The 15,502-nt window shown below is 69.3% G+C and carries 13 protein-coding genes; 5 read left to right on the top strand and 8 right to left on the bottom strand.

Annotated elements, in window-relative coordinates:
• Positions 1-31: 31 nt before the first annotated feature.
• Complete coding sequence (locus tag ABIC35_RS09810) at positions 32-1,315, top strand: glycosyltransferase (RefSeq protein WP_121074613.1); 1,284 nt, start codon at positions 32-34, stop codon at positions 1,313-1,315.
• A 251-nt stretch (positions 1,316-1,566) separates the two neighbouring features.
• Positions 1,567-2,349: an arginyltransferase gene (locus tag ABIC35_RS09805; protein ID WP_121074615.1), complete on the top strand. Its 783-nt coding sequence runs from the start codon at positions 1,567-1,569 to the stop codon at positions 2,347-2,349.
• 153 nt (positions 2,350-2,502) lie between these two features.
• On the opposite strand, the gene ABIC35_RS09800 is transcribed toward ABIC35_RS09805, so the two are convergent.
• From ABIC35_RS09800 to ABIC35_RS09790, 3 genes are all read right to left on the bottom strand, one after another.
• Entirely contained in the window at positions 2,503-3,312 is an 810-nt protein-coding gene (locus ABIC35_RS09800; protein ID WP_121074617.1) for a transglutaminase family protein, read from the bottom strand.
• A complete protein-coding gene (locus tag ABIC35_RS09795) occupies positions 3,312-4,247 on the bottom strand; it encodes an alpha-E domain-containing protein (protein WP_183049478.1) in 936 nt (311 codons plus the stop codon). Before ABIC35_RS09795 ends, ABIC35_RS09800 begins: the two co-directional genes overlap by 1 nt.
• Positions 4,248-4,455: 208 nt before the next feature.
• On the bottom strand, positions 4,456-5,892 hold the full coding sequence (locus ABIC35_RS09790; RefSeq protein ID WP_121074622.1) for a circularly permuted type 2 ATP-grasp protein: 1,437 nt from the start codon (positions 5,890-5,892) through the stop codon (positions 4,456-4,458).
• A 127-nt stretch (positions 5,893-6,019) separates the two neighbouring features.
• Between ABIC35_RS09790 and ABIC35_RS09785 the strand changes: the two genes are divergently transcribed.
• A complete protein-coding gene (locus ABIC35_RS09785; RefSeq protein ID WP_121079174.1) occupies positions 6,020-6,919 on the top strand; it encodes a right-handed parallel beta-helix repeat-containing protein in 900 nt (299 codons plus the stop codon).
• Between the two features lie 146 nt (positions 6,920-7,065).
• On the opposite strand, the gene ABIC35_RS09780 is transcribed toward ABIC35_RS09785, so the two are convergent.
• Positions 7,066-8,703, bottom strand: coding sequence for an alkaline phosphatase family protein (locus ABIC35_RS09780; protein ID WP_121074625.1), 1,638 nt, complete (start codon positions 8,701-8,703; stop codon positions 7,066-7,068).
• A gap of 80 nt (positions 8,704-8,783) precedes the next feature.
• Here ABIC35_RS09780 and ABIC35_RS09775 point away from each other — a divergent pair, with 80 nt between their 5' ends.
• The gene (locus ABIC35_RS09775; RefSeq protein ID WP_121074628.1) at positions 8,784-10,805 is read left to right on the top strand and encodes a protein-disulfide reductase DsbD family protein; all 2,022 of its coding nucleotides are present in this window, start codon (positions 8,784-8,786) and stop codon (positions 10,803-10,805) included.
• 133 nt (positions 10,806-10,938) lie between these two features.
• On the opposite strand, the gene mmsB is transcribed toward ABIC35_RS09775, so the two are convergent.
• The 4 genes from mmsB to ABIC35_RS09755 all read right to left on the bottom strand — a co-directional run bounded on the left by mmsB (position 10,939) and on the right by ABIC35_RS09755 (position 15,047).
• Positions 10,939-11,814 (bottom strand): 3-hydroxyisobutyrate dehydrogenase, encoded by an 876-nt coding sequence (gene mmsB / locus ABIC35_RS09770; protein WP_121074631.1) that lies wholly within the window; start codon positions 11,812-11,814, stop codon positions 10,939-10,941.
• A 133-nt stretch (positions 11,815-11,947) separates the two neighbouring features.
• The gene (locus ABIC35_RS09765) at positions 11,948-12,724 is read right to left on the bottom strand and encodes an enoyl-CoA hydratase (protein ID WP_121074634.1); all 777 of its coding nucleotides are present in this window, start codon (positions 12,722-12,724) and stop codon (positions 11,948-11,950) included.
• 12 nt (positions 12,725-12,736) lie between these two features.
• Positions 12,737-13,774 carry an enoyl-CoA hydratase/isomerase family protein gene (locus tag ABIC35_RS09760; protein WP_121074637.1) on the bottom strand — a complete coding sequence of 346 codons (1,038 nt, stop codon included), beginning with the start codon at positions 13,772-13,774 and terminating at the stop codon, positions 12,737-12,739.
• Between the two features lie 127 nt (positions 13,775-13,901).
• The gene (locus ABIC35_RS09755; RefSeq protein ID WP_121074640.1) at positions 13,902-15,047 is read right to left on the bottom strand and encodes an acyl-CoA dehydrogenase family protein; all 1,146 of its coding nucleotides are present in this window, start codon (positions 15,045-15,047) and stop codon (positions 13,902-13,904) included.
• Between the two features lie 109 nt (positions 15,048-15,156).
• On the opposite strand from ABIC35_RS09755, the gene ABIC35_RS09750 reads away from it, so the two are divergent.
• Positions 15,157-15,492 (top strand): GIY-YIG nuclease family protein, encoded by a 336-nt coding sequence (locus ABIC35_RS09750; protein WP_121079176.1) that lies wholly within the window; start codon positions 15,157-15,159, stop codon positions 15,490-15,492.
• Positions 15,493-15,502: the final 10 nt, after the last annotated feature.

Genomic DNA, 15,502 nt, shown 5'->3' with positions numbered 1-15,502 from the left:
AACGACTCTGCTCCCGACCGGGGGGCGATCGATGCGGGTGGTACTGGCGACGATGAGCACGTTGGGGGACGTGCACCCCTTCATCGCGCTCGCGCTGGGCATGCAGGCGCGCGGGCACGTGCCGGTCTTCGCGGGCGCCGAATCGGTGCGCGGAATCGCCGAGCGGCACGGCATCGAATTCCATCCCATTCGCCCCGACGGCCCGCAGCTGATCGCCGATACCGGCATGGACGAGGGCGCGATCGCGCGGGCGATCGCCACGGATTTCGACTTCATCGTCAACCGCGTGCTGGTGCCCTATGCCGAGGTGACGCTGGCGGACCTGACGCCGGTGGTCGCGGGCGCGGACCTGGTGCTCGCCAGCAGCTTTTCCATCCATGCGCGGATCGCGGCGCAGGCGGCGGGGGTGCGGCTCGCCTCAGCGCTGCTCCAGCCGATCACCTTGCTCTCGGCGGAGGACCCGCCGGTGCTGACCCGCGGCGAAACCGCCTTGGTGACGCTGCGCCGCTGGTTCGGCGCGGGCGCGGTGCGGCCGCTGCTGCGGCTCGCCGAGAGGCGCTACGCCAAAGGGCTCAAGCCGTTCGCTGCACTGCGTGCGGCCGCCGGCGCGCCGCCCTTCGCGGGCAACGAGATGCTGTCCGGGCCGCTGGCGGTGGAGCGGGCGATCGGGCTGTGGTCGTCCGCCTTTTCCCTTGCGCCCGCCGACGCCCCGCTGAGCTTAGTTCAGACCGGCTTTCTCTTCTACGATGGCGGGTTCGCGGGGGAGGGGCTCTCGGCCGAGGTAGAGGCGTTCCTGGCGGCCGGGCCGCCGCCGCTGGTCTTCACGCTGGGCAGCATGGCAGTCTATGCCGAGCACGGCTTCTACGCGGCCAGTGCCGAGGCGGCGCGGCGGCTGGGGCGGCGGGCGGTGCTGCTGGTGGGGGACGATCTGCTCGAGCAGCACCGGCACCTCGCGGGCGATACGGTACTCGTGGCGGGCTATGCGCCGCATTCGCAGATCTTCCCGCGGGCCGTGGCGGTGATCGGCCATGGCGGCATCGGCACCACGGCCCAGGCGATCCGCGCGGGGGTGCCGCAGCTCGTCTGCCCGATCTTCGGCGACCAGTTCGACAATGCCGCGCGCATCGAGCGCGCCGGGCTGGGCTTGTCGCTGCCGAAGCGCCGCTACACCGCCGCGCGTGCATCCGCCGCCATCACGCGGCTGCTGGCGAGCGCCAGCATTGCCGAGCAGGCGCGCGCAGCGGGGGCGGCGATCACCGCGGAAGACGGAGTCGGGCGGGCGCTCGACGCACTGGGACTCGGCAAGCTCGGCTGAGCGAATCGAGTCGCGCAGCTAGGCGGCGCCCATCGATATCGGCTGCTCCGGCGCCGCGCCGGTCCCGTTTCGCCGCGAAGCATGGTTACCGCGGAACCGAATCGTCCCGTTCCGCGTCACTCGGGAAAGCCGATGGCGCGGGAATGGCCCTGATTGATGGTAAACGCGCTTTTCATCATCCAAATCCAACCCCATAACGGCGTAAGAGGGGCCGGTCGGGACGGCCCGATGGAGCAGAGGACGGCTGAGCGGTGACCGCATTATCACGTTTCCCGCGTTTCTTCGTGACCAGCCCGTCGCCCTGCCCGTATCTGCCCGGTCGGCAGGAACGGAAGATCTTCACCGAACTGTCGGGTGACCATGCCGGCGAGCTCAACGATGCGCTGAGCCGCATCGGCTTTCGCCGCAGCCAGTCGGTCGCCTATCGGCCGAGCTGCGCGGGCTGCACCGCCTGCGCCTCGGTGCGGGTGCTGACCAACGGTTTCGAGCCCAACGCCACTCAGCGCAAATTGCTCAAGCGCTATAGCGACCTCGAAGTGACCGCCTGCAAGCCCTGGGCTACCGGCGAGCAATATGAGCTGCTCAAGCGCTACCTCGACTCGCGCCACCCCGGCGGCGGCATGGCGGCGATGGACGAGAGCGACTATGCCGACATGGTCGAGCAGTCGCCGGTCAGCTCCTATGTCATCGAATATCGCGAGCCTTCGGTGGACGGTCAGCGCGGCCGGTTGGTAGGGGCGTGCATCACCGACCAGCAGGGCGACGGCCTGTCGATGATCTACAGCTTCTTCGTCACCGATGACGAGGCGCGGTCCGGCATGGGCAACTACATCATCATGGACCACATCCTGCGCGCCCGCGCCGCCGGGCTGCCCTATGTCTATCTCGGCTATTGGGTGAAGGGCAGCGCTCGGATGGCCTACAAGACGCGCTATCGCCCGATCGAGGTGCTCGGGCCGACGGGCTGGTCGCTTCTGGTGGACGAAGAAGCGGTGGGCGCGATGCCGAATGCGATGGCGGCGGCGCTGGCCTGAGGTGGCTGGTAGACAGTGACAACTGTCATCCCGGCGAAAGCCGGGATCCAGTCGCCTATCGGCAGCCGCAAGAGTCCAGACGTAGACCCCAATGGATCCCGGCTTTCGCCGGGATGACGTTGTTGCGGAAGCCGCGGCGCTACCGCGGCTCGCCTATTCCTCGTTCCCCAGCCGATCGACATGCAGGTCCACCGCGAGCTGTTCCTCGCCATGCCCGATGCGGTGCCCTGCCACCGCCGCGGCCCCTTCGGAATCGAGGCCGACCGCCACCCGCACATAGCCGTCGTCGGGCGACAGCCCGGTGACCGGATCGAACGCCACCCAGCCCAGCCCCTGCACCCAGGCCTCGCACCAGGCATGCGGCGCGCACTGGGCGTCGCCGTCGAGATGATAGCCCGAGACATAGCGTGCCGGCGCCTCCAGCGTGCGCGCGGCGGAGACGAACATCTGCGCCACGTCGCGCGAGGCCTCCGCCTTGCCGGCAAAGGCCTCGGCCGCGGTCAGCCCGGTATCAGGCACGTCGGGCACGCAGCGGAAGCGGGCGTGGAGTGCCTGGTTGAGCCGGTGCAGCCGCTCGATCGGATCGTTGGTGCCGGCGCTCACATCCGCCGCGAACGCCGTCAGCTGCGGGCTCGGCGCAGTGCGCGGCGTCGTCCGCAGGAACAGGGCAGGGGGCAACGGCTCGGGCGTGCCGCGCAGCACCCCGGCATTGTCCTGGGTGAGCACCTCGCCGGTCACCGCGATCTCGATCGCCTCGATCGGGCCCTCGGCGTAGAGCATGGTCACGGCGTTGCCATAGCCGTCGACCGCGTCGCGCAGCCGCGCGTCGCAATCGACGCCGACCATCCAGCTTACCACCGTCTGGTGCTGGGTGTCGCAGGGGGTCAGCCGCAGCATCTGGACGATCCGTGCCTGGGGCTGGGTGAAGCGGTAGACCGAGCGGTGTTCGACGGCGATGCGCATCAGAGGAACCGGAACTGGCGAGCGATCGCGGCATCGAGCAGCGCGTTCTCGGTGATGAAGGTCTCCAGATATTCGTGCAGCCCGCCGACGATGATGTCGGGAGTGCGCGCCTTCTGGACGCGGGCGAGCCGGGCGCGGGCCATGCGATCGGCCTCGCCCTGCAGGCCGGTGCGCTTGGCGAGCTGGCTGAGCAGCGTCACGCTTTCCTCCACACAGGCGGCGACGCTGCGCGGCAGCTCGGTACGGCTGACCAGCAGGTCGATCACATTGTCGGGCCGCAGCCCCTCCGAATAGAGCCAGCGATAGGCAGTGACGGCGGAGACGGTCTGGAGGATGGTCGTCCACTGGTCGCGATCGACCGCGCCTCCGACGCTTTCGCCGGCGGGCAGCAGCAGGTGGTATTTGACGTCGACCAGCCGCGCGGTGTTGTCCGCCCGCTCGATCGCGGCGCCGAGCTGGATCAGCAGCGTCGCCTCGTTGCGCATCATCCGGTGGATCGCGCCTTCGAAGCCACGGGTTTCCCCCTTGACCTGCTCGACCAGGTTCAGCGTCTCGGTGGCGCCGCCGGTAGAGGCGCGGTTGGCGAACAGCCACCAGGCGCGGTTGATCGCGGTCCACGCCTCGCGGGTGAGCGCGGTGCGGACGGCGCGCGCGTTGTTGCGCGCCATTTCCAGGCAGCGGGTGATCGAGCCGGGGTTGTCGGCCTCCAGCGTCAGGAAGCGCGCGACATGCGCCTGGGTGGCGGGGAGGCCGGTCTCGGCGAAGAGCTCGTCGGTATAGCTGACGGTGAGCGCGCTCTGCCATGCGGCCTCGCCGGCGGGCCGGGCGGAGAGTGCATCGAGGCGGATCGTCGCTTCCACCAGCCGCGCGATGAAGTCCGCGCGCTCGACATAGCGGCCAAGCCAGTAGAGCGCCGCGGCGGTGCGGGAGAGCATCATCATGGGCGTGCCTCCCCGGAAAATTCCTCCCCGGCACGGGGAGGGGGACCGCCGGCCGTAGGCCGGTGGTGGAGGGGCCGCGCCGTCAGGCGCGGGGGGTGGGGAAAGCGAAGGCGTACCGCCGCGTGCCGCGGCGGCCCCTCCACCATGTGCTGGCGCACATGGTCCCCCCCCCCGTTCCGGGGAGGAATGTGGGTAGCCCCCCTCATGCCGCGTCCCCCAGCAGCACGAAGCTGTCTTTGGTGCCGCCGCCCTGGCTGGAATTGACGACCAGCGATCCCTCGCGCAGTGCCACGCGGGTCAGCCCGCCGGGGACGACGCGCACCTTGTCGCTGCCGGTCAGCACGAACGGCCGAAAGTCGACATGGCGCGGGGCCAGGCCCTTTTCGGTCAGCGTCGGCACGGTCGACAGCGCCAGCGTCGGCTGCGCGATATAGCGGTGCGGCTCGGCGATCAGTGCGGCGCGGAACGTCTCGATCTGCTCCTTGGTCGCGGTGGGGCCGACCAGCATGCCATAGCCGCCCGACCCGTCGACCAGCTTCACCACCAGCTCTGGCAAATGATCGAGGACATATTTCAGCGCCTGCGGTTCGCGGCAGCGCCAGGTCTCGACATTGGGCAGCTTGGCCTCGCCGCCCGAATAGAAGCGGACGATCTCCGGCATGTAGCTGTAGATCGCCTTGTCGTCGGCGATGCCGTTACCCGGCGCGTTGAGCAGCGCGACGTTGCCCGCGCGATAGGCGGCGATCAGCCCCGGCACGCCGAGCAGCGAGTCCGGGCGAAAGACCAGCGGATCGAGGAAATCGTCGTCGATGCGGCGGTAGATCACGTCCACCCGCACCCGTCCGGCGATCGTCTCCATATAGACCACATCGTCGTCGACCACGAGGTCGGCGGCCTCGACCAGCTCGACGCCCATCGAGTCGGCGAGGAAGCTGTGCTCGTAATAGGCCGAGTTGAAATGGCCCGGTGTCAGCACGACGCAGACCGGCCGCGCGCGGCCCAGCGGCGCCACCGAACGCATCGTCTCCAGCAGCATGTCCGGGTAGCTGTCGACCGGCGCCACGCGGAAATCGCGGAACAGCTCGGGGCACAGCCGGATCATCGCCTCGCGATTCTCCAGCATGTAGGAGACGCCCGAGGGCGTGCGGGCATTGTCTTCCAGCACGTAGAATTCGTCGGCGCCGGTGCGGACCAGGTCGATTCCGCAGATATGCGCCCAAACCCCATGCGGCGGGCGGATGCCGGCGACTTCGGGGCGGAACTGCTCGTTGCGCAGGATCAGCTCGGGCGGAAGGATCCCCTCGTCGAGGATGCGGCGGGCGCCGTAGATGTCCTCCAGGAAGGCGTTGATCGCCTCCACCCGCTGGACCAGGCCCTCGCTCAGTTTCTGCCATTCGCGTTGCAGGAACATGCGGGGGACGATGTCGAAGGGGATGATGCGCTCGGCGGCGTCGCTGTCACCATAGACGGCGAAGGTGATGCCCAGCTGGCGAAACGCGGCTTCGGCCGATTGCTGCCGGCGTTGCAGCTCCTCGGGGGGCGTGTCGGCAATCCATTGCGACAGCGCGGTAAACGCCTCGCGCGGCGCCTCCGGACCGCCATGACCCCAAATCTCGTCGAACGCCCCCAGTGATCCCATCGAAGCTCCCAAACGCCCGTGTGACCGAATGGCTGCATGCTGCAATGCTTCGTTGCGCTGCACAAGCGGCGAATGTGGACGTTTGCGCGTCGGCAGATTTTAACGGCGGGTGTGGCAGAATGCGGGCATGTCGCTCTTCTTGCTCGCGCTCGCCGCCGCCGCGCCGTTCACTATCGCCGAGACGGGGCAGGGCTATCCGACGCTCGCCGCCGCCGTCGCCTCGGTGCGCGACGGCACCGCGACGATCCTGATCGCGCCGGGTACCTACCACGAATGCGTGGTGCAGGCGGGGGGGCGAATCACCTATAAGGCGGTGCAGCCGGGCACAGCAATTTTCGAGCGCACCGTGTGCGAGGACAAGGCGGCGTTCGTGCTGCGCGGGCGCGGCGCGGCGGTGGACGGCCTCGTCTTCCGCAAGTTCCGGGTGCGCGACGGCAACGGCGCGGGCATCCGCATCGAGATGGGGGACTTAACCGTCACCCGCTCGACCTTCCTCGACAGCCAGGAGGGCATCCTCGGCGGCGGGCACCCGACGGTGCGCAGCATCACCATCGATCGCTCCAGCTTCGCCGGGCTCGGCCAATGCGACGAGTCGCCGAACTGTTCGCATTCGGTGTACCTGTCGGTCGACGGGCTGGTGACGATCGCCCATAGCCGCTTCGAGCGCGGCACCGGCGGGCACTATGTGAAGCTGCGTGCGCGGCGCGTGGCGATCACCGGCAACAGCTTCGACGACAGCGCGGGGCGGAAGACCAACTATATGATCGACCTGTCCGAGGGCGGCACCGGCACGATCGCGCAGAACATGTTCGTGCAGGGGTCGGCGAAGGAGAACCGATTGGGGCTGATCGTGGTCGCGGCGGAAGCGCGGACCTATCCGACGGACGGGCTGCGGGTGGAGGACAATATCGCCGGTCTGGCGCCGGGGGCGCCGGCAGCCCCGGCCTTCGTGGCGGACGTGTCCGGCGGGCGGATCACGGTGGCGAACAACCGGCTCACCGGCATGCGCGCGTTCGAGAAGCGGTAAGCCTCTCCACCTGCCCCGGCCCCTCCCGCTTGCGGGAGGGGCCGGGGCAGGGGATGGTTGCCACTCGGGAGGACCTCGCGGCAGGAACCTCCACGTCACACCCTCCCCTAGCCCCTCCCGCAAGCGGGAGGGGAATTTAAGAGGCGTTACTTGCAGCTATCCGCCACGCCCGCATCAGTATCAAGGCACCGCCCGTCGATCTCCACCGGCACCGGCACCTTGATCAGCGCGGCGAGCGTCGGGGCGATGTCGACGGTTTCCACCGACAGCGGCTGTTCGAAGCCGGTCATGCCCTTGCGCCAGAACAGGATCGGCACGCGGCGGTCATAGTCCCAGAAGCTGCCATGCGTCGCGACATAGCCGCCCACCGGATCGAGGATCGGCGTTACCCGCGGCTTGAGCGCGATGACCAGATCGCCCGAACGCTGCGGATCATAGGAGGCGCGGGCGCGCTCCAGCAGGCTCCAGGTCTCGGGGGGCGTGTGGACGATCGGCGTCGCCTCGATCTGGGCGCGGGTGAACACCGCCTGGACCTGCGGATTGGCCGCATAGAGTTTCGCCGCTTCGGCGAGCACTGCGGCGCGCTTCGCCTGCGGCACCGACGGCGTGACATACACGTCGCCGCCCGGACCGCCGACCAGCACCGGGCCGGTCAGCGCCAGCTTGCCCGCGAGCGCGCGGCTGATGCTGGAGGTGGTCACCTCGGGGGTGACGCGCTGCTCGGTCGGCGCGCCATGCTCGCGGTGGCGTTCGGGCAGGTCGTGGCCGCCATGGTCGGCGGTCAGCACCACCTGATAGTCGACGCCCGTGCGGTCGAGCGCCTCGAACAGCCGGCCAAGCGTCTGGTCGAGCGAGAGCAGCTGCAGGCACATCTCGCTGCCTTCGGTGCCATAGCTGTGGCCGACATAGTCAGTGGCCGAGGCGCCCAGGATCAGCAGATCGGTATGGCCCTGCCGGCCGAGCTTCATGTCCGTCGCGAGCTTGGCGCCGAGCGCCAGCACCGCGTCGTCGATCTCGGGCGAGGCGCGGAACGCCTTGGCGTCGCCGGCAGCGCGGGCGAAGCGGCCGTCGCCGACCGTCTTGTTGCCGCCCACGGGAATCGCGCGGCTGCGAGCCTTGCAGAAGCCCGGCAGGTCCAGCGCGGGCTGCGCCTCGGCGATGCGGGCGGAGGTCGCGGCGTTGATCCTCGTCACCGCCTCGGGGGCGGTGCGGCCGGCATAGGACACGAAGGCCTTGCCGTCCCACCACCAGAGCTCGTCGACCTTGTGACCGCCCATCATTACCGCCGCGCGGTCCTTGCCCGCGACCGAGACGACGCGCGACTGCGGGTCGGCCTGTTTCATCCACTCGCCGAGCGTCGGCACCTTCAGATGCTTGTCGGAGACGGTGTAGTGGGTCGAATCCGAGCCCGGCACGGTCTCGTCCTCGGCGCAGTAGACGGTCTTGTCGGCGCGCGGGGCGGCGAAGTCGGTCCAGTCATTGGCGATGATACCGGTGCGCGACGGGTGGTCGCCGGTGAGGATGGTCGAGTGGCCCGGGCAGGTCTCGGTCGCGGCGTGGCTCTGATAGCCCGCCGGGAACACCGCGCCGGTCATCAGCCGGGCGAAGCCGCTGCTGAACTGGCTGCGATATTCCGCGAAGAGATCGGCCGAGAACTGGTCGACCGAGATCACCACCACCAGCTTGGGCGGCGTCGCCGGGGCGGCAGGTGCGGGCGCGCTCTGCTGGGCGAGGGCGGGGGTGGCGGCCAGCGCAAGCGCGGCGAAGGTGGCAAGCAATTTCATTCGGGGCCGGCTCCGGGCACGGGTGGACGTTGGTACACCCAGCTATTGTCGAACGCGGCGAACTGGGCAAGGACGGCGCCATGGCCCAGCTTCGTTTCGCTTTGATGTCGCTCCTGCTCCTCCTTGCGAATGTCGTCCCGGCGGCGGCGCAGGGATTCGCCAAGGGCCCGCATGTCCGCAGCGAGCTGGTGGCGGAGACGGCGACACCGAAGCCGGGGAGCGAAGTCACCCTGGCGCTGGTCTCGACCCCCTATCCCAAATGGCATGCCTATTGGCAGAACCCCGGCGATGCCGGTCTGCCCGCCGAGGCGCACTGGACGCTGCCGGCAGGCGCCACCGCCGATGCATTCCGCTACCCGGTGCCGCAGCGGCTGCTGATCGCCGGGCTGATGAACTATGTCTACGAAGGCACCTTCGTCCGGCTGACCACGCTGCACATCCCCGTCGGTGCGTCGGGCGTGCTGCCGGTGAAGCTCAAGCTCGATTACCTCGTCTGCACCGATACGCTGTGCGTGCCTGAGAAGGCCGAGCTGGAGACCAGCCTCACCATCGGCGACGGCACGATCGACCCTGCGGTGCGGGCGAAGTTCGACGGCTGGCGCGCCAGGCTGCCCAAGCCGCTGAGCACCCCGGCGACCTTCCAGGCGACGGGCGGCACGCTGCGGATCGCGGTGCCCTATCCGGCGGGTGCGGCGGCCAAAGACGTGTATTTCTACCCGCTGACCGCCAACGCGGTCGACTATGCCGCGCCCCAGACCGTCATCCGCGACGGTGACCGGCTGGTGCTGGAGACCAAGGCCCGCACCGCACCGGCGGCGCTGGAGGGTGTGCTGGCGATCGACGGGCAGGGGCTGATCGTCACCGCCAAGCCGGGTACCGTCGCGGCGGCAAAGCCGGCGGCTACGCCGTGGCTGGCCGCGATCGGGGCGTTCTTTGCGGCGGTGCTGGGCGGGCTGATCCTCAACGTGATGCCCTGCGTCTTCCCGATCCTCAGCCTCAAGGCGCTGAGCCTCGCCAAGGCGAACAACGGCGCCGGCAGCCCGCGGGCCGAGGCGCTGGCCTATACCGCCGGCGTGGTGGCGGTGTGCTTGGCGCTGGGCGGGCTGCTGCTCGGGCTGCGGGCGGCGGGGGCGACGGTGGGCTGGGCGTTCCAGCTGCAGGATCCGCGCGTCATCCTGGTGCTGCTGCTGCTGGTCGCCGCGATCGCCTTCAATCTTGCCGGGCTGTTCGAGGTCACCACGCCGGCCTTCGTCAACCGTGCGGCCAGCAACGGGCATGGCGGCGCCTTCGCCACCGGCGCGCTGGCGGCGTTCATCGCCACGCCGTGTACCGGGCCGTTCATGGCCTCGGCGCTGGGCGCGGCGCTGGTGCTGCCCTGGTTCGCGGGGCTGGCGATCTTCGGCGGGCTGGGGCTGGGCATTGCGTTGCCCTTCCTGCTGCTCGGCTTCGTGCCGGCGCTGCGGCGGAAGCTGCCCAAGCCCGGCGCCTGGATGGCGACGATGCGGCACATCCTGTCGGTGCCGATGTTCCTTACCGCGCTGGCGCTCGCCTGGGTGCTGGGCAAGCAGGCGGGCGTCGACGGTATGACCATCGGGCTGGCGGCGACGCTGCTCGCCACGCTCGGCCTGTGGTGGTCCGGGGCTCGGCAGGCCAAGGGACGGAGCCGCGCCTGGCTGCCCGCACTGCCGCTGGTGCTGCTGGCGCTCGGCGGCGTGGCACTGGTGCATCCGGCCGCGGCGGGCGGCGCCCCTGCCGCCATGGCGGGGGCCGAGCCGTTCAGCGAGGCGCGCCTCACCGAGTTGCGGGCGCAGGGGCGGCCGGTCTTTGCCTATTTCACCGCCGACTGGTGCCTCACCTGCAAGGTCAACGAGGAGGCGGTGATCGAGACCGCGGCGGTCGAGCAGGCGCTGGCCGAGGGCAAGGTCGCGGTGCTGGTCGGCGACTGGACCAATGGCGACGCCACCCTCGGCCGCTTCATCGAGGCGCATAACCGGGCGGGGGTGCCGCTCTACCTCTGGTACAAGCCGGGGCAGGACTCGCCCGAGGTGCTGCCGCAGGTGCTGACCCAGGACCTGCTGGCGAGCCGCGCCAGGGGCGGGTGAGCCCTTTCGAATTTCCGTCATCCCGGCGAAAGCCGGGATCCAGTCGCCTCTCGGTCTCAGCAAGTGCCGCGCCGGTGACCCCAACGGATCCCGGCTTTCGCCGGGATGACGCTGGTGAGGGGCGGTCACCCCCTCACCGCAGCGTCTTGATGATCCCCGAGAAATCCAGCCCGGCGCCTTCGCCTTCGACGAACGCCGCGTAGAGCTGCTCGGCGCGCTCGCCCATCGGCACCTGCGCGCCGACGCTGGCCGCGGCTTCCAGCGCCAGCTTCAGGTCCTTGAGCATCAGCGGCGCCGCGAACCCGCCCTGATAGTCGCGATCCGCCGGGGTCTCCGGGCCGACGCCCGGCACCGGGCAATAGCTCGTCATTGACCAGCTCTGGCCCGAGGAGACCGAGGCGATGTCGAAGAAGCGCTGCTCGTCCAGCCCCAATTTCTCGGCCAGCGCGAAGGCCTCGCAGGTCGCGACCATCGTCGCGCCAAGGATCATGTTGTTGCAGATCTTCGCCGCCTGGCCCGCGCCGCTGGCGCCGGCGTGGATGACGGCCTTGCCCATGTCCTCGAGGAAGGGCTCGGCGCGCTCGAACGCCGCCACCGCACCGCCGACCATGAAGGTGAGCGTGCCGGCATTGGCTGCGGCAATTCCGCCCGAGACCGGCGCGTCGACCGCCAGCAGCCCGCGCTGGGTCGCGGCTTCGGCGACGCGGCGGGCGGTGGCGACGTCGATGGTCGAACAGTCGATCAGGATCGCGCCGGCCTCGGCATGGTCGAGCAGCGTCTCGGTGTAGAGCGCCTCGACGTGGCGCCCGGCGGGCAGCATGGTGACGATCGCCTCGGCGCCGGCGATCGCTTCGGCGGCGTTGGCGGCGGGCAGGCAGCCGGCCTTCTTCGCGCGCTCCAGCGCTTCCGGGGACAGATCGAAGGCGCGGACGTCGTGGCCGGCCTTGGCGAGGTTCGCCGCCATCCCGCCGCCCATGTTGCCGAGGCCGATAATCGCTACGCGTGCCATTCAGGTACTCCCCTCCCGCTTGCGGGAGGGGCTGGGGGTGGGCGCTCCCTCTCCACAAGCGATGGTGTCGCGGATGCCGGGGGCCCACCCCCCGGCCCCCTCCCGCACGCGGGAGGGGGAGTGGTTCAGTGCCTCAACGCCCGGTCCAGTTCCCCGGACGCTTCTCGACGAAGGCGGCCATGCCTTCCTTCTGGTCCTCGGTGCCGAACAGCGCGTGGAACAGGCGGCGCTCGAAGTGCACGCCTTGCGCCAAGCTAGTCTCGAACGCGACGTTGACCATTTCCTTGTTCGCCTTCACCGCCAGCGGCGGCATCGCGGCGATCGTCGCGGCGGTCTGCACCGCTTCCTCGACCAGCTCGGCGGCGGGCAGGATGCGGCTGACCAGCCCGGCGCGCTCGGCCTCGGCGGCGTCCATCATCCGGCCGGTGAGGCACATCTCCATCGCCTTGGCCTTGCCGACCGCACGCGTGAGCCGCTGCGAGCCGCCCATGCCCGGCGAGACGCCCAGCTTGATCTCGGGCTGGCCGAACTTCGCCGTATCTGCCGCCAGGATGAAGTCGCACATCATCGCCACTTCGCAGCCGCCGCCCAGCGCATAGCCGGATACCGCCGCGATGATCGGTTTGCGGGTACGGGTGAACGCATCCCAGCCGGCGAAGAAGTCATGGCCGTACATGTCGGCGAAGCCTTGGGCCTGCATCTCCTTGATGTCGGCGCCGGCGGCGAAGGCCTTTTCGCTGCCGGTGAGCACCGCGCAGCCCTGCGACGGATCGGCGTCGAAGGCGCGCATCACGTCGAGCAGCTCGCTCAGCACCTGGCTGTTGAGCGCGTTGAGCGCCTTGGGCCGGTTGAGCGTGATCAGCGTCACCGCGCCGCGCTGCTCGACGAGGAGGGTTTCGTAGGAAGACATGGCGTTCTCCGTTCAGGGCGCCCAGGCCTGCGCGGGCGGCAGGGGGGCGAAGATGGCATCGATCGCGGCGCTGTCGACCGCTTCCGGGGTGGATGGAGACCAATGCGGGGCATTGTCCTTGTCGACGATCACGGCGCGCACGCCCTCGGCGAAATCGGGCAGGCGGCAGACGCGGGTGGCGACGGCATATTCCTGCGCCATCTCGGCGGCGAAATCGGGCATGGTGCGGCCCTCGTGGACGATCCGCAGCGACACCTTGCAGGCTTGCGGCGACTTGGTGCGCAGCGTGGCGAGGGTGGCGGAGGCCCACTCGCTGTCCTCGGCCGCGAGCGCGGCGAAGATCTCTTCCACCGTGTCGCCGGCAAACAGCCGGTCGATGTCCGCATAATGCGCGAGGATCTTGGCGATCGGCGCCTCGATCGACAGATCGTCGAGAATTGCCAAGGCCTTGTCCGGCGCGGTGGTGATCTGCGCCTTGGCGGAGGCCAGCGCCTCGGCGGGCAGATAATGCGTGGCGAGGCCGAGCGCGAGGCATTCGGCGCCGTCGAGCCGGTGACCGGTGAGCGCCAGATACTCGCCCATTCGCCCCGGCAGCCGCGAGAGATACCAGCCCCCGCCCACATCGGGGAACAGGCCGATGCCGGTTTCGGGCATGGCGAACTTGGTGTTCTCGGTCGCGACCCGGTAGCGCGCGGGCTGCGAGATGCCGACCCCGCCGCCCATCACGATGCCGTCGGCGAAGGCGACGATCGGCTTGGGATAGGTGAACAGCCGGTGGTTGAGCCGGTATTCTACGCGGAAGAAGTCCGCCGCTTGCGTGCCGTCGCCCGCGCCGCTCTCCGCGATCATGCGGATGTCGCCGCCGGCGCAGAAGCCGCGGCCCTCGGCATGGTCGAGCAGGACGATGTGGACGGCGTCGTCCTGTTCCCAGGCGTCGAGCGCGTCCAACATCGCCTGGCACATCGCGGTGTTGAGCGCGTGGAGGGCCTTGGGCCGGTTGAGGCGCAGGCGCGCGACCGGGCCCTCGATGGCGGTGAGGATTTCCGTCATGCCACCACCCCCTGAAAGTTCCGAAAGTTCCGGGAAAGCGACATCAACCCGGCTTCCTCCTGAATCCGCGCGGCGGACAGGGGCGAACAAAGCATAAACGCACTGCTGTAGGAAAGCATTTTCCGCCTCAGTCCTTCAGCAGATCGCGGCCGACGATCATCCGCATCACCTGGTTGGTGCCCTCGAGGATCGAGTGGACGCGCAGGTCGCGCCAGAAGCGCTCGATCGGATAGTCCATGAGGTACCCATAGCCGCCGTGGAGCTGCAGCGCGCGGTCGACCACCGCCGAGCCGGTATCGGTCGCCAGCCGCTTGGCCATCGCGGCGAAGCGGGTCTTGTCGGGCGTGCCGGCGGTCACCTTGGCGGCCGCGAGGTAGAGCAGCGCGCGGGCCGCCTCCAGCTCGGTCGCCATGTCGGCGAGCATGAACTGAGTGTTCTGGAAATCGGCGATCGCCTTGCCGAATTGGCGGCGTTCCTGGGTGTAGCGCACCGCCTCGTCGAGGCAGCGCTGCGCCCCGCCGAGCGAGCAGGCGCCGATGTTGAGCCGGCCGCCGTCCAGCCCCATCATCGCGATGCGGAAGCCTTCGCCCTCGCTGCCGATCAGGTTCTCCACCGGCACGCGGACGCTGTCGAAGTTCACCTGCGCGGTGGGCTGCGAATGCCAGCCGAGCTTGCGCTCCTGTGCGCCGAAGCTGACGCCGGGCATGTCCTTCTCGATCACCAGCGCGGAAATGCCCTTGGGGCCGTCCTCGCCGGTGCGGACCATGGTGACATAGAGGTCGTTTGCGCCGCCGCCCGAGATGAACTGCTTGGTGCCGGTGACGACATAATGATCCCCGTCGCGCACCGCGCGGGTCTTGAGCGCCGCCGCGTCCGAGCCCGAGCCGGGCTCGGTGAGGCAGTAGCTGGCCAGCTTGTCCATGGTGACGAGGCTGGGGAGATACTTGCCCTTCACGCCCTGCGCGCCGAACCGGTCGATCATCCACGCGGCCATGTTGTGGATCGAGATGAACGCGCTGGTGGACGGGCAGCCATAGGCCATCGCCTCGAAGATCAGCGCGGATTCGAGCCGGCCGAGGCCGATGCCGCCCGATTCCTCCGAGACATAGATCGCCGCGAAGCCGAGCTCCGCGGCGGCCTTGATCGTGTCGCGCGGGAAGACGTGCTTCTCGTCCCATTCGGCCGCATGCGGAGTGATCGCATCGGTGGTGAACTTCTGCGCCATCTCCTGGATCTGGCGCTGGTCGTCGGTGAGGTCGAACTGGTGGGTCATGATGCCTGTTGTCTCAAGCTGTCATCCCGACGAAAGTCGGGATCCATTGGGGTCGCCGATGCGGCTCTATCTTTTGCCGAGTGGCGAATGGATCCCGGCTTTCGCCGGGATGACGGTGGAGGGTGGGGTGGACAAGCTGCCGTGCGTCTACATGCTCGCGAGCGGGCGCCACGGAACGCTGTATACGGGCGTCACGTCGGATCTGATGGGCCGGATTCACCAGCATCGCGCCGGCAGTTTTCCCGGCTTCACCAAGCACAACAACGTCAAGCGCCTCGTCTGGTACGAGGTCGGCGGCGACATGGCGGCGGCGATCCGGCGTGAGAAGCAGCTCAAGGAATGGAAGCGCGACTGGAAGGTGGCTCTGATCGAGCGCGAGAATCCCTTCTGGGAAGACCTCGCGCTCGGCCTCGGCTTTCCGCCGTTGGACGATCCCGCCCTCTAAGCCGTCATCC

The organism is Sphingomonas trueperi, assembly GCF_040545965.1.
Lineage (GTDB): Bacteria > Pseudomonadota > Alphaproteobacteria > Sphingomonadales > Sphingomonadaceae > Sphingomonas > Sphingomonas trueperi_C.
The sequence above is the reverse complement of the archived record's forward strand: the minus strand, read 5'-3'. Positions and strand labels throughout refer to the sequence as shown.

Excerpts from the sequence above, each read along its gene's own strand:
- ABIC35_RS09810 (WP_121074613.1), top strand. The coding sequence starts at position 32 with ATGCGGGTGGTACTGGCGACGATGAGCACGTTGGGGGACGTGCACCCC.
- ABIC35_RS09800 (WP_121074617.1), bottom strand. The coding sequence starts at position 3,312 with ATGCGCATCGCCGTCGAACACCGCTCGGTCTACCGCTTCACCCAGCCC.
- ABIC35_RS09795 (WP_183049478.1), bottom strand. The coding sequence starts at position 4,247 with ATGCTCTCCCGCACCGCCGCGGCGCTCTACTGGCTTGGCCGCTATGTC.
- ABIC35_RS09790 (WP_121074622.1), bottom strand. The coding sequence starts at position 5,892 with ATGGGATCACTGGGGGCGTTCGACGAGATTTGGGGTCATGGCGGTCCG.
- ABIC35_RS09785 (WP_121079174.1), top strand. The coding sequence starts at position 6,020 with ATGTCGCTCTTCTTGCTCGCGCTCGCCGCCGCCGCGCCGTTCACTATC.
- ABIC35_RS09780 (WP_121074625.1), bottom strand. The coding sequence starts at position 8,703 with ATGAAATTGCTTGCCACCTTCGCCGCGCTTGCGCTGGCCGCCACCCCC.
- ABIC35_RS09775 (WP_121074628.1), top strand. The coding sequence starts at position 8,784 with ATGGCCCAGCTTCGTTTCGCTTTGATGTCGCTCCTGCTCCTCCTTGCG.
- mmsB (WP_121074631.1), bottom strand. The coding sequence starts at position 11,814 with ATGGCACGCGTAGCGATTATCGGCCTCGGCAACATGGGCGGCGGGATG.
- ABIC35_RS09765 (WP_121074634.1), bottom strand. The coding sequence starts at position 12,724 with ATGTCTTCCTACGAAACCCTCCTCGTCGAGCAGCGCGGCGCGGTGACG.
- ABIC35_RS09760 (WP_121074637.1), bottom strand. The coding sequence starts at position 13,774 with ATGACGGAAATCCTCACCGCCATCGAGGGCCCGGTCGCGCGCCTGCGC.
- ABIC35_RS09755 (WP_121074640.1), bottom strand. The coding sequence starts at position 15,047 with ATGACCCACCAGTTCGACCTCACCGACGACCAGCGCCAGATCCAGGAG.
- ABIC35_RS09750 (WP_121079176.1), top strand. The coding sequence starts at position 15,157 with ATGACGGTGGAGGGTGGGGTGGACAAGCTGCCGTGCGTCTACATGCTC.